Source organism: Amycolatopsis sp. NPDC059021 (assembly GCF_042739895.1).
Taxonomy (GTDB): Bacteria; Actinomycetota; Actinomycetes; order Mycobacteriales; family Pseudonocardiaceae; genus Amycolatopsis.
Map to the genome: position 1 here is coordinate 1 of NZ_JBHYIQ010000174.1, position 12,358 is coordinate 12,358.

A 12,358-nucleotide genomic window follows, 5' to 3' on the forward strand; every position below is an offset into this window, starting at 1 on the left:
TTTAACCCCCCCCGCGCCTCCGGCCCGCGACCCCCCGCGCGGGTGCGCCCCGTTCACCGTCGCGAACGCGTCGTTCACGGCACGACCGACCCCCCACCGTCCACTGAGGACACCAGCCGAGCCCGCGGCTCAGGCCAGGCGGTCCAGTGCCCGCGGCAGCGCCGAGGCCAGCAGGTCCAGCTCCGGTTCGGCCGCGATCAGCGGCGGCGACACCACGACGCCCTTGCCGACCGGCCGCACCAGCACGCCCTCCTCACGGCAGAGCCGCTGCAACCGGCCGGGAGCACCGGGGTCACCCGAGAGCACGTCCGCGCGAAGCTCCACCGCGGCGAGGAAGCCGAGCCCGGCCCGCACCTCGCCGACGAGCGAATGCGAGCTGAGGCCGGAGAGCGCGTCCGCCAGGGGTTTCTCCAGCTCGCGGCCGCGCGGGATCAGACCGTCGCGTTCGTAGAGATCGAGAGTGGCGTTCGCCGCCGCGCACGCCACCGGGTGCCCGGCGTACGTCGCGCCGTGCCGCAGCATCGGGGCGCCGGGGGCGCCGGTGAAGAACGGTTCGGCGACCCGCGGCGCCACGATCAGCGCGCCGAGCGGGATCGTCCCGCCGGTGATGCCCTTCGCGGTGGTGATCAGATCGGGCTTCACCGGCCACCGGTCGATGCCGAACCAGGTGCCGAGCCGCCCGAACGCGGCGATCACGCAGTCGGCGACGAACAGCACGTCGTGGCGGCGGCAGATCTCGGCGACCGCCTCGATGTAGCCGTCCGGCGGGAGCAGCACGCCCCCGGCGCCGATCACCGGTTCGCAGAAGAACGCGGCGACCCGCTCGGCGCCGACGCGCTGGATCTCCGCCTCCAGCGCGTCGGCGCTGTCGTACGGAATGTGCGAGAACTCGGGCGGCTGCGGCCCGAAGCCCTCGGCGTTCACCGCGATCCCGCCCGCCGCGGTGCCGAACCCGTGCGTGCCGTGGTAGCCCTGCACCCGCCCGATCACGTGGACCTTCTCCGGCCGCCCGGTGTGCGCGAAGTACGAGCGGGCGATCTTGACGGCGGTGTCCACGACGTCACCGCCACCCGAACCGAGGAACACCTTCGAGCCGGGCGTCGGGGCCAGCGCGGACACCCGCTCGGCCAGCTCCAGCGCCGGTTTGTTGGCGTAGTAACCGAACAGGTTGTACGAGTCGAGCGTGGCGAGCTGATCGGCGACGGCCCGCGTGATCTCCTCGCGCCCGTGGCCGAAGTTGGCGTACCACAGGGACGCCGTCGCGTCGAAGTACCGCTTGCCGTCCTCGTCCCAGACGTAGGATCCCTCGCCGCGGGTGATGACGCAGCGGTCCCCGTCGACCGCGCCCATGTCCGCGAACGGATGCCACAACGGATTCGTCTGCCGTGCTGAGCTCATTCTCGCCTCCTCGGTTCTCGCCCTCCATCCTGTCCCGGATGACGGCAGGACGCGAACCCGGGAGGACCTCAGCGATCCTCGCGGCGGTACCAGCGCGGGGAGGTGTTGATCGGCGGCGCGAGCCGCGCGCGGACGACCAGCACGTTCGGCTCGTCCGCCTTGACGAACTCGCCGAGCTGCCGCCGGAACGCGCGCCCGAACCCGGACACCCGTTCCGCGTGCACGCCGAACGACCGGGCCAGGCCGACGAAATCCGGGCTGTCCCAGTCGACACCGCGATACGGCAGGCCCGCCCGCTCCTGGTCGTAGCGCAGCATGCCGTAGCCGTCGTCGTCGACCAGGATGACCGTCACCGGCAGCTGTTCCGCGGCCAGCGTCGACAGATCCCCGACGCCGTAAAGAAAACCGCCGTCGCCGCTGACGCAGATCGCGCGTCCGCCACCCGCCGCGGCCGTGCCGAGCGACGCCGGGAACCCATACCCGAGGGTGCCCCAGCCCATCGGGTAGGCGAACCGGCGCGGCTCGCGGAACCGGTGGAAGCCGCCGAGCCAGTAGCCCGCGACGCACATGTCCGAGACCACCACCGCGTCCGAGGGCAGCACTTCCTCCAAAGTGGACAGAAAGTCCGCCGCCTGCGGCTCCTCCTGGCGGATCCGCCGCCGTACCCGGCGGCCGATCCCGGTGAGCCGCGTGGTCAGGTCTTCCAGCCCCGGCCGCTTCGGGACGTCGATCACCTCGACGACCTCGCGGGCATCGCCGATCAGCATGAGATCGGGCGGGTAGTTCTTCGCCGCGTCCTCGGCGTCGACGTTGACCGCGATCAGCTTCCGCGGCTTCGGCATGAGCCAGTTCTGCGTCATCAGGCCGTCGAAATCGGTGCCGACGGCGAGCACGACGTCCGCGGCGTCCCACAGCTCGCCGACCTCCGGGGTGTGCACCGGATTCGGTGCCAGGCAAGGATGTTCGGGCGGAAGCAGGCCGCGTGCGGCGAACGTGGTGAGCACCGGCGCGCAGAGCCGCTCGGCCAGCCTGCCGATCACCTCGCCCGCCCCGGAGCGCAGCGCGCCGCCACCGGCCCAGATCAGCGGCCGTTTCGCGCCGGACAGCAGTGCCTCGGCCGCGCTCAACTCGGAGATGTCGATGCGTGGCGCCATCGGCGGCGACGGCGGTTCGCGCCGCGGTGCGGTCTCGCGGAGGAAGTCGGTCGGGATGCCGAGGTAGACCGGGCCGCTCTGCGGCTGCAGCGCCAGCCGCGCCGCGCGGTGCAGCGTGGTGCCGATCTGGTCGGCGGCGCGCACGGTGAACCCGGCCTTGGTCACCGGCGCGAACATCGCCTGCTGATCCGACGTCTCGTGCAGCACCCCGCGGACCACGCCGGGCCGCCGCAGCGTCGAGGGGATGTCGGTCGCGATGACCAGGACCGGTGCCGCCGAAGCCATCGCCTCGCCGACGGCGCCGAGCGTGTTGGCCGCGCCGGGCCCGGTGGTGACGAGCGCGACGCCGAGTTTGCCGGTGGCCCGCGCGTAACCGTCGGCCGCGTACCCGGCCGTCTGCTCGTGCCGGACACCGATCAGCCGGATCCCGGTGTGCGCGAGCGCTTCCCACAGCGGAAGGTTGTGTACCCCGGGAAGTCCGAACGCGACTTCGGTGCCCAGGGCGGTCAGGGCGTCCGCGACATGTTGTGCTCCGGTCCGATCACCCACCCTGGCATGCTGCCAGATGGCCGAACGCAGCGGCAACACCACCCAGTGTCATGACCGTCACCAGCGAGGACCGGCGAATTCGCCGGCAGGCGGCGGACCCGGCGGAGTGCCGTCGCCGAAGGGACGCCCGCCGAGCGCCTCCCGCCCGTGCGGGGTCGTCCAGCCGGAAAGATCGGGCCCGAGCGGGACGATCCGCGTCGGGTTCACCTGCTCGTGCACCGCGTGGTAATGCCTTTTGATGTGGTCGAAATCGACCGTGTCCCCGAATCCGGGGGTCTGGAACAAATCGCGCGCGTAAGCCCAGAGAACCGGCATTTCGGTCAGCTTGTTCCGATTGCACTTGCTGTGCCGGTAGATACCAATCCGGCCGAAAGTAAGCGGTTCGCGGGTCCGCCGGCCTTCCCGGTCGGCTTACTTCCGGCCTCCTTGGTAAATGACCGTGATACACCGCGTCGAAACGCACGAGCGTGGTGAAAAGCCGGATGTCCGCTTCGGTGATCGTGTCACCGACGAGATACCGCTGCCGTTCCAGCCGTGCGGAAAGCTCGTCCAGCCGGGCGAAAAGCCGCGTGTAGGCGTCCTCGTACGCGGCCTGCTTGCTCGCGAACCCCGCCTGGTACACCGCCGCGTTCACATCCTTGAACACGCCGTCGTTGACCTCGTCGATCTCCGCGCGCAGCCGCTCCGGGTACAGCTCGGGCGCGCCGGGCCGGTGCAGGCCGGTCCATTCGGTGGCGAGGTCGAGGGTGATCTGCGGATAGTCGTTGCTCACCAGCTTCCCGCTCGGCACGTCGACGAGCGCGGGCACGCTGATGCCGCCCATGTAGTGCGGGTCGGCGGCGTGGTAGGCCTCGGCGAGGTAGCGGATGCCGAGTACCGGGTCGCGATCGTCCGGGTCGAGGGTGAAGCGCCAGCTCTTCTCGTCCTGGATCGGGTCGGCCACCGCCACGGAGAGCGCTTCCTCCAGCCCGAGCAGCCGGCGCGTGATCAGCCCTCGGCTCGCCCACGGGCAGGCGCGGCTGACCACCAGCCGGTACCGGCCCGCCTCGACCGGCCAGCCGTCGCGGCCATCAGCCGTCACGCGCGCGTCGAAATGGTTGGCGGAGCGGCGGAACTCGCCCGTCTTCGGATCGGTCGGGATGGTCATGCCTGCCAGCCTAGATCGAATCTGCCCGATCGGCGCCGGTGTGCGTACACTCGCCCTCCCGGGGTACCGCGAGGGAAGGTGGTCGGCATGCCGATGATGCCCGTGACCGACTCGATGTTCCTTCTGATCGAGACGCGCGAACATCCGATGCACGTCGGCGGTCTCAGCCTGTTCCGCAAACCCGACGGCGCCGGGCCCGAGTACCTGCGCGAGCTCCGGGCGAACCTGCTCGAGGACGAGAACATGCGCACGGTGTTCCGCCGCCGCCCGACGCGGCCGGTGAACACGCTGGGTCACGTCGCCTGGTCCACCGACACCGATCTCGAACTCGACTACCACTTCCGGCACTCCGCGCTGCCGGGACCGGGCCGGATCCGTGAGCTGCTGGAGCTGACGTCGCGCTGGCACAGCACGCTGCTCGACCGCCACCGTCCCCTGTGGGAATCCCACCTCGTCGAGGGCCTCGCCGACGGCCGGTTCGCGATGTACACCAAGGTCCACCACGCGCTGATGGACGGCGTTTCGGCGCTGCGGCAGCTGCAGAACACGCTCAGCGACTCGCCGGACGACCTCGCCTGCCCGCCGCCGTGGGGCACCCGGAACACCAACGGGACCCGCAACGGCAAGGCGCCCGCGTCGTTCCTGCGCACCGCGAGCGCCACGCTCAACCAGCTCGCGGGTATCGCCCCGGCTGCGGTGAAGGTCGCGCGCGAAGCCTTCCAGGAGCACACGCTGACGCTGCCGTTGCAGGCGCCGAAAACGATGCTCAACGTGCCCATCGGCGGCGCCCGCCGGTTCGCCGCGCAGTCGTGGTCACTGGACCGGGTCCGCGCCATCGCGACCGCCGCCGGGGTGTCCCGCAACGACGTCGTGCTCGCGATGTGCTCGGGCGCGCTGCGCGACTACCTCATCGAACAACGCGCGCTGCCGGACGCCCCGCTGATCGCGATGGTCCCGGTTTCCTTGCGGCGCAAGGAAGACAGCGGCGACGCCGCCGGCAACAACATCGGCGCGCTGCTGTGCAACCTGGCCACCGACCAGCCCGACCCCGCCCATCGGCTGGCCGCGATCCACGCCTCGATGCGCAACGGCAAGCGGCTGTTCTCCGAGCTGTCACCACTCCAGACCCTGGCGCTGTCCGGCATCAACGTCGCCGCGCTCGGTGCCTCACCGCTGCCCGGCGTCGTGGAGAACACGCGCCCGCCGTTCAATCTGGTGATCTCGAACGTCCCCGGCCCGCGTAAGCAGATGTACTGGAACGGCGCGCAACTCGACGGCATCTACCCGGCGTCGGTGCTGCTCGACGGCCAGGCCCTGAACATCACCCTGACCAGCAACGGCGACAACCTCGACTTCGGCATCACCGGCTGCCGCCGCAGCGTCCCGCATCTGCAGCGCATCCTCGTCCACCTGGACACGGCCCTGGCCGAACTGGAAACCGCCGTGGTGGCCGCGTGATTCAGCAGGCAGGCCACTTATAGGACAGCTCAGGAGCGGCTTCGAGCGGCCACCGGCGGGATATCGACAGCCTTCGCATCACGTACGAGTACGAAGGTCAGTCCACAAGCGACGATCGCGACACCGGCCGCGAGCGCGAACGCCGGGCGGTACCCGAAGTGCGCGGCGACCACTCCGCCGATCGGGCCCGCGGCGAGAATTCCCAAGTCCCACAGGGAAGTGATCGATCCGACCGCGGTACCCGGCCGGATCGCACCGGTGCGCTGCAACGTCATCGCCGTCGTCGCGGGGAAAACCGTGCCGATGCCGACGCCGGTGAGCGCGGCGCCCAGCAGGGCGAAGAACTCGGTGGGCACGGTGGCGAGCAGCGTCAGCCCGGCGCATTCGACGAGCAGCACGATCCGCGCCACCGCCGCACCGCCGTAGCGGTCGACCATCGGACTGCCGAACGTCCGGGTGAGCAGGAACGCGATCGCGAACACCGCGAGCCCGAGATCCTGCCCGCCGACCCCGTCGCCAAGGTACAACACGAGCAGCGCGGTCAGGCTGCCGTAGCCGTAGGCCGCCATGCCAAGGCACAGGCCGGGAAGCCCGGCCCCGCGCGGCAGGATCTCCCGCCACGACCGCGGCCGGACCGGCACCGGCTCCCCGGGCGGTGGCGGGCGCCGGGTCGTCGCGGCCAGCACCGCCGACACGATCGGCAGCGCGATCACCGCCGCCCACACCGATCGCGCTCCGCCGATGCCGTGCAGGACCACCGCGAGCAGCGGCCCCAGCGTGAGCCCGCCCCACATCGACAGGCCGAACCAGCCGGACACCCGCCCACGCCGATCCGCGGGCGTGGCCGCGAGAACCCATGGCAGGCTCGCCGAGAACACCATCCCCTCGCCGATCCCCATCAGCAGCCGCGCGACGAGCAGGATCCCGGCATCCGGCGCGAGCAGGTGCCCCGCCGCCGCCACCGAGGTCAGCACGCCACCGGCCAGCACCACCGACCGTGCCCGCCCGGCGTCGCCCGCCCGCCCCGCGAACGGCCGTGTGCACGCCGCCGCCGCGAAGGCGACCCCGACCAGCAGGCCCTCGGTCGCCGGGCCGGAGCCGTACTTCGCCACGACATACCCCGGCAACTCCTGCAACGTCGCCCCGAGGGCGAGATAGCCGCACAGCACACCCGTCCACAACCGCCGCAGCGGAACTCCGGCATCAGTCATGAGCTGCACAGTACAGATCGGTACTGTCAAAAGTACAGAGTGGTACTGTGTGTTCCGTGACCCAGGAGGCGACCCGGGAGCGGATCCTCGAAACCGCGGCCGGACTGTTCTACGAAAAGGGCGTCCACGCGGTGGGCGTCAACGAGATCGCGGCGCGCGCGGCGGCGTCGAAGCTGAGCCTGTACCGCTATTTCGAATCCAAGGAACGGCTCGTCGAGGCGATGCTCGCCGAGCACAGCGACCGCATCCACGCCTGGCTGATCCGCGAAACCGCCGGCGCGCCCGCCGGCCCGCCGCGCGTGCTTTCGGTGTTCGATCTGCTGCTCGACTGGTTCGCCCAGCCCGGCTACGGCGGCTGCACCGTCGTCAACACCGTCACCGACACCCGTGCGGCACCGGCGATCGCCGCGATCGCCAGACGTCACCTCGCGCGTTATCGCGCACTCCTCGAGGAAAGGATCCGCGAGACCGGCGTCGAGGACCCGATTCCCCTTGCCCGGCAACTCCTTCTGCTCATCGAAGGGGCGAGTGTGGTGACCACGATCGACCGTGACCTCGGGGCCGGAGCCGACGCCCGCGCGGCCGCCGCGACGCTGCTTCGCGCCCAGCTGCCGTCCGCGGGGTAGCCGGAGACGTTCCCGAGGCGATCGGCGACGGCGCCCGATGATCTCGGCACCGCCGCCGATCCGTTCGGAAGCCCTAGTTCCCGTCGGCGGTGTAGATACCGCCCGGCGTGACGACCCACAGCCGGCCGTCGGGACCGGCGACCTCGTCGCGGGTGCGGCCGAGGTTGGTATAGACCTTGCCGCCCCTACCCGCGGTGTCCAATTTGTACGTACCACCCTTGAGCGCGGCCATGTACAGCTTGCCCTTGTAGGAGGCGATCCCGCTCGGCGTCGCCTCCGAGGTCGGCCACTGGTTGACCGGGTTGGTCATCCCCGCGACACCGCATTTTCCCTCGCATTTCGGCCAGCCGTAGTTCTTGCCCGGCTCGATCTTGTTCAGCTCGTCGACCTTGCTGTCGCCGATTTCCGAGGCGTAGAGCTGGTTTCCGACCCAGGTCAGGCCCTGCACGTTACGGTGCCCATAGGAGTAGACCGGGCTGCCGAACGGGTTACCGGGCGCGGCCTTGCCGTCCGGGGTGATCCGCAGGATCTTGCCACCGAGCGAGTCCTTGTTCTGCGCGTTGTCCCCGTTCTTCGCGTCACCGGTGCCGACGTAGAGGAAGCCGTCCGGGCCGAACTTGATCCGGCCGCCCTGGTGGAACTGCGTTCCGCGCGGGATCCCGGTGAGCACCGGCGTCGGCGGCTGCCCGAGCTTGAGTTTCGCGACCCGGTTGTCCGAGGCGGTCGTGTAGTAGATGAACACGGTCTGGTCCTGCGCGTACTTCGGCGACACGGCCAGCCCGAGCAGGCCGGCCTCCTTGGTCACGCTGACACCGGGAATGGTCTGGACATCGCTGACCTTGCCGGATTTGTCGATCCTGCTGATCTTCTTGGCGTCCTTCTGGGTGAACAGGGCGGTGCCATCCGGCAGGAAATCCACCGACCACGCCTCGTCCAGACCACTGGCGACCTGCTTGATCGCCTGGGCCGAGACACCGTCCGCGGCGGCGGGCCCCGCAACACCGAAAGCGGCAGCGGCGGCCGCCACGGCACCGATGACCGGGACGGTGAGCTTGCGACACAACGACATTTACGCCTCCTGATAGCTGCACCCCGGGTAGCTCGGACGGCGGATCGGATGCTCGGGGGACATCCGCGAAGTGGGATAGAAACACACCAGGTAGTCGGGCGGACACCACTGGACGGGTGGCGAAAGCGCTTTCAAGCCCCGGGCCGGAACTCCGCGAGTGATCATCCGGGGCGGCGCTATCCGCCATCGGGAGGAACGGTACCCGCCCCGTGGGAACAGACCTGGCGACGCACTGTCCCCCGCTCCTACTGTGGCGGGTGCTCGACCCGGTCGTCCCGGGCGGACGTCCGGCGGTGCACCCTTCACCGATCCGAGGAGTTGCAGATGATCGAAACCACAGAGGTATGGACCACTCCGGACTTCGTCGAGTACGAGACCCCGATGGAGGTCACCGCCTACGCGGCCCGGATGGAATGAGCCGTTCCCGCCGGTGGTGCCCGACCGCGCCACCGGCGGGCTCCCACCAGCACCGAGCCGCCGGAGGCCGCGTATGTCCCCGCTTCTGAGTCCCGAAGAGTTCGACGCCGCGCTCCGCGGCCTCGCCCCGCGTTACTGGGGAACACACCCGTTCCACCACCGGATGCACGCGGGCGAGCTCACCGAACACGAGCTGAAGACCTGGGCCGCCAACCGGTGGTACTACCAGTGCATGCTGCCGCAGAAGGACGCGGCGATCATCAGCAACTGCCCGGTGCCGGAAATCCGCCGCCAGTGGCTGGATCGCATCGTCTACCACGACGGAAGCGAGGCGGGCGAGGGCGGTATCGAGCGCTGGCTCCGGTTGTGCACCGCGGTCGGGCTCAGCCGCGAAGAAGTACTCGACCAGCGGCATGTCGCGCCCGGTGTCCGGTTCGCCGTCGACGCCTATGTGACGTTCGCGCGCACGAAACCGTGGGTCGAGGCCATCGCCTCCGGGCTGACCGAGATGTTCGCCGGGCACCTCATGCAACGCCGCGTCGCGGACATGCTCGCCAATTACGCGTGGATCGCGCGCGAAGACCTCGCCTACTTCACCAATCGCATCGACGCGGTTTCGGGCGAGGGAAAGGCGACCCTCGACATCGTGATCCAGCACTGCGTGACCCGGGAGCAGCAGGACAAGGCGATCGCGGCGCTGTCGTTCAAATGCGACGTCCTGTGGTCGATGCTCGACGCGATCGCGGGCGCCGCGGCGAAGGAGTGAGATGACGACCATCGGCACCGGCTCGGTCCCGGAACTGCGCCGCGGCGTCCGGCTGACCTACGACCACACGCGGGAAACCCACGTGCTGTTGTTCCCCGAGGGAGTGCTGGTGCCGAATCCGACCGCCGCCGCGGTACTCGAACTGTGCGATGGTGGCCGGACGATTTCGGCGATCGCACAGGCGCTGGGCACACGTTATTCCGGCGTCCGCGAACAGGACATCATCGACGTCCTGACGCGGCTGGAAGATCGGCGGATCATCCGATGGCAGTGAACGCGCAACCCCCGCTCGGCATGCTGGCCGAGCTGACCCACCGCTGCCCGCTGCACTGCCCGTACTGTTCCAATCCCGTCGAGCTGGCCGGCCGCGAGGCCGAACTGTCCACACAGGACTGGCTGTCGGTGCTCTCGCAGGCACGGGAGCTCGGGGTGCTGCAGGTGCACATGTCGGGCGGCGAACCGCTGGCCCGGCCCGATCTGCCGGAACTCGTCGAACACGCGGCCGGGCTGGGCTGCTACGTCAACCTCGTGACGTCCGGGCTCGGCCTGACCGAGGACCGGCTCGCCGGCCTCGCCGAGCGCGGTATCGCGCACATCCAGCTGTCCGTGCAGGCCGCTACCGCCGAGCGGGCGAACCTGCTGGCCGGGGCGCGGGCACACGACCGCAAGCTCGCCGTCGCCGAGCTGATCCGGAAGGCCGATCTCCCACTCACCGTGAACATCGTGCTGCACCGGCGAAATCACGATCAGCTGGCGGAAATGATCGCGCTCGCCGAGCGCATGGGCGCGGACCGGCTCGAGCTGGCGAACACGCAGTACTACGGCTGGGCGCTGCGCAACCGCGACGCGCTGATGCCGACCCGCGAACAGCTCGCCGCCGCCGAGCCGATCGTCCGTGAGGCCACCGAACGGCTACGCGGGACCATGGAGATCGTGTACGTCGTCGCCGACTACTACGAGCCGTACCCGAAGCCGTGCATGTACGGCTGGGGCGCGCGTCAGCTCACCGTCGCGCCGGACGGCACCGTGCTGCCGTGCCCGGCGGCCACCGCGATCACGACGCTGGAACTGGACAACGTCAAGGAAAAGCCGCTCAAGGAAATCTGGTACGAGTCGTCCTCCTTCAACGCCTACCGCGGCGAAAACTGGATGAGCGAACCGTGCCGGACGTGCGATCGGCGCTCGGTCGACTTCGGCGGCTGCCGCTGCCAGGCGTTCCTGCTCACCGGCGACGCGGCCGCGACCGACCCGGTGTGCTCGCGCTCGCCGCACCGCGACGTCGTCGACGTGATCCTGGCAGCTCCACCACCCGTCGCGGCGCCGGAACTGGTGATGCGCACGGTGACCACGCGATGAAGGTCATCCTGCTCGGGACCGCGGCGGGCGGCGGGTTCCCGCAGTGGAACTGTGCGTGCCGCCTGTGCAAGTCCGGTGCGACGCCGCGTACGCAGGACTGCGTCGCGATCAGCGCCGACGGCCGGGGCTGGTACCTGCTCAACGCCTCCCCCGACATCCGCGCGCAGATTCTGGCGACGGCGGCGTTGCGTGCCGGGCCGGGGCCTCGCGAAATCCCGCTGCGTGGGGTACTGCTCACCGACGCCGAGTTGGACCACTCGCTGGGTCTGCTGATGCTGCGCGAGGCAGGCGGATTGCCGGTGTGGGCACCGGACTCCGTGCTGCACGCGCTGTCCCGGCATTTCCCGGCGCGGTCGATCATCGACGGCTACGGCGGCTGGGACTGGTCGTCCACTTCGGACATCAAGCTCGACAGCCTCGTGGTGCGTGCCCTTCCGGTGAGTGACAAACGCCCGAAGTACGCCCGGTCGTCCACTGAGGACGGACCATGGGTGGCGGCCTACCGGGTCGAGGATCCGGCGACGGGCGGTGTGTTCGTTTACGCGCCCTGCCTGCGTGGCTGGCCGGACGGCTTCGACGAGCTGACCGACGGCGCGGACCTGGTCCTGCTGGACGGCACCTTCTACGCGCCGGACGAGATGTCGGGTGCGACACGGGCACAGGTCGGCGACGGCGCGCAGCTCGCGATGGGCCACCTCCCCATCGCCGGCCCCACGGGCGGCCTCGCGCGGATCGCCCGCCGCCGCGCCGCTCATCCGGGCACGCGCTGGGCCTTCACGCACCTGAACAACACCAACCCGGTCCTGGACCCCGCCTCCGCCGAACACGCCGCGGTACTCGCCGGCGGCGCCGAACTCCCCGGCGACGGCACCGAATTCACCCTCTGACCCCGGCGCGGCTCATGCGCCCCAATGTGGCGTTCGGTGCGCTCAACGCACCCAATGTGGCATTCGGTGCGTCCAACGCACCCAATGCCACATTGGGGCGCTCAGCCGCGGAGCTTCCGGACGTGCTCTAGGACGGCTTCGGTGCGCTGGTTGGGGGATGTGACGAGGGCGTCCCTGGGTGCGTTGGGTGCACCGGGGGCGTCCCTGGGTGCGGTGGATGCGCCCAGGGCGTCCCTCGGACTCCGCCAGCATCGCCCGATGTCGCGCACCCCCCCTGTCCCACCCTTAAACAACAGTAACGAGCCGTAGCCACCACACCC

General features: G+C 70.1%; 11 protein-coding genes and 1 pseudogene. 7 read left to right on the forward strand and 5 right to left on the reverse strand.

Annotation, left to right across the window (positions count from 1 at the left end):
• Positions 1-129 precede the first annotated feature (129 nt).
• From ACFWX1_RS46725 to ACFWX1_RS46735, 3 genes and pseudogenes are all read right to left on the reverse strand, one after another.
• Positions 130-1,398, reverse strand: a complete 1,269-nt coding sequence (locus ACFWX1_RS46725; RefSeq protein WP_378396391.1) for an aspartate aminotransferase family protein — start codon at positions 1,396-1,398, stop codon at positions 130-132.
• A gap of 68 nt (positions 1,399-1,466) precedes the next feature.
• Positions 1,467-3,101 (reverse strand): thiamine pyrophosphate-binding protein, encoded by a 1,635-nt coding sequence (locus ACFWX1_RS46730; RefSeq protein WP_378396392.1) that lies wholly within the window; start codon positions 3,099-3,101, stop codon positions 1,467-1,469.
• Positions 3,102-3,158: 57 nt separating this feature from the next.
• Positions 3,159-4,248: pseudogene (locus ACFWX1_RS46735) on the reverse strand (glutathione S-transferase family protein).
• 87 nt (positions 4,249-4,335) lie between these two features.
• On the opposite strand from ACFWX1_RS46735, the gene ACFWX1_RS46740 reads away from it, so the two are divergent.
• On the forward strand, positions 4,336-5,706 hold the full coding sequence (locus ACFWX1_RS46740; RefSeq protein WP_378396393.1) for a wax ester/triacylglycerol synthase family O-acyltransferase: 1,371 nt from the start codon (positions 4,336-4,338) through the stop codon (positions 5,704-5,706).
• Positions 5,707-5,735: 29 nt separating this feature from the next.
• On the opposite strand, the gene ACFWX1_RS46745 is transcribed toward ACFWX1_RS46740, so the two are convergent.
• Positions 5,736-6,917 carry an MFS transporter gene (locus ACFWX1_RS46745; RefSeq protein ID WP_378396394.1) on the reverse strand — a complete coding sequence of 394 codons (1,182 nt, stop codon included), beginning with the start codon at positions 6,915-6,917 and terminating at the stop codon, positions 5,736-5,738.
• A 56-nt stretch (positions 6,918-6,973) separates the two neighbouring features.
• On the opposite strand from ACFWX1_RS46745, the gene ACFWX1_RS46750 reads away from it, so the two are divergent.
• On the forward strand, positions 6,974-7,543 hold the full coding sequence (locus tag ACFWX1_RS46750) for a TetR/AcrR family transcriptional regulator (RefSeq protein WP_378325007.1): 570 nt from the start codon (positions 6,974-6,976) through the stop codon (positions 7,541-7,543).
• 73 nt (positions 7,544-7,616) lie between these two features.
• Here ACFWX1_RS46750 and ACFWX1_RS46755 read toward each other — a convergent pair whose 3' ends face one another.
• Positions 7,617-8,612: a PQQ-dependent sugar dehydrogenase gene (locus ACFWX1_RS46755; protein WP_378396395.1), complete on the reverse strand. Its 996-nt coding sequence runs from the start codon at positions 8,610-8,612 to the stop codon at positions 7,617-7,619.
• Positions 8,613-8,936: 324 nt separating this feature from the next.
• On the opposite strand from ACFWX1_RS46755, the gene pqqA reads away from it, so the two are divergent.
• The 5 genes from pqqA (at position 8,937) to pqqB (ending at position 12,038) form a co-directional block, all read left to right on the forward strand.
• Positions 8,937-9,029: a pyrroloquinoline quinone precursor peptide PqqA gene (gene pqqA, locus ACFWX1_RS46760; protein WP_345399451.1), complete on the forward strand. Its 93-nt coding sequence runs from the start codon at positions 8,937-8,939 to the stop codon at positions 9,027-9,029.
• 73 nt (positions 9,030-9,102) lie between these two features.
• Positions 9,103-9,795, forward strand: coding sequence for a pyrroloquinoline-quinone synthase PqqC (pqqC, locus tag ACFWX1_RS46765; RefSeq protein WP_378396396.1), 693 nt, complete (start codon positions 9,103-9,105; stop codon positions 9,793-9,795).
• Between the two features lies 1 nt (position 9,796).
• The gene (pqqD, locus tag ACFWX1_RS46770) at positions 9,797-10,069 is read left to right on the forward strand and encodes a pyrroloquinoline quinone biosynthesis peptide chaperone PqqD (protein WP_378396397.1); all 273 of its coding nucleotides are present in this window, start codon (positions 9,797-9,799) and stop codon (positions 10,067-10,069) included.
• On the forward strand, positions 10,066-11,151 hold the full coding sequence (gene pqqE, locus ACFWX1_RS46775; protein WP_378396399.1) for a pyrroloquinoline quinone biosynthesis protein PqqE: 1,086 nt from the start codon (positions 10,066-10,068) through the stop codon (positions 11,149-11,151). The genes pqqD and pqqE overlap by 4 nt, the downstream gene beginning before the upstream one ends.
• Positions 11,148-12,038 (forward strand): pyrroloquinoline quinone biosynthesis protein PqqB, encoded by an 891-nt coding sequence (pqqB, locus tag ACFWX1_RS46780; RefSeq protein WP_378396398.1) that lies wholly within the window; start codon positions 11,148-11,150, stop codon positions 12,036-12,038. The genes pqqE and pqqB overlap by 4 nt, the downstream gene beginning before the upstream one ends.
• Positions 12,039-12,358 lie beyond the last annotated feature (320 nt).

Bases quoted from the DNA above. Each gene is read 5' to 3' on its own strand.
- pqqB (WP_378396398.1), top strand. From the start codon at position 11,148: ATGAAGGTCATCCTGCTCGGGACCGCGGCGGGCGGCGGGTTCCCGCAG.
- ACFWX1_RS46745 (WP_378396394.1), bottom strand. From the start codon at position 6,917: ATGACTGATGCCGGAGTTCCGCTGCGGCGGTTGTGGACGGGTGTGCTG.
- pqqA (WP_345399451.1), top strand. From the start codon at position 8,937: ATGATCGAAACCACAGAGGTATGGACCACTCCGGACTTCGTCGAGTAC.
- ACFWX1_RS46725 (WP_378396391.1), bottom strand. From the start codon at position 1,398: ATGAGCTCAGCACGGCAGACGAATCCGTTGTGGCATCCGTTCGCGGAC.
- ACFWX1_RS46740 (WP_378396393.1), top strand. From the start codon at position 4,336: ATGCCGATGATGCCCGTGACCGACTCGATGTTCCTTCTGATCGAGACG.
- ACFWX1_RS46755 (WP_378396395.1), bottom strand. From the start codon at position 8,612: ATGTCGTTGTGTCGCAAGCTCACCGTCCCGGTCATCGGTGCCGTGGCG.
- pqqD (WP_378396397.1), top strand. From the start codon at position 9,797: ATGACGACCATCGGCACCGGCTCGGTCCCGGAACTGCGCCGCGGCGTC.
- pqqC (WP_378396396.1), top strand. From the start codon at position 9,103: ATGTCCCCGCTTCTGAGTCCCGAAGAGTTCGACGCCGCGCTCCGCGGC.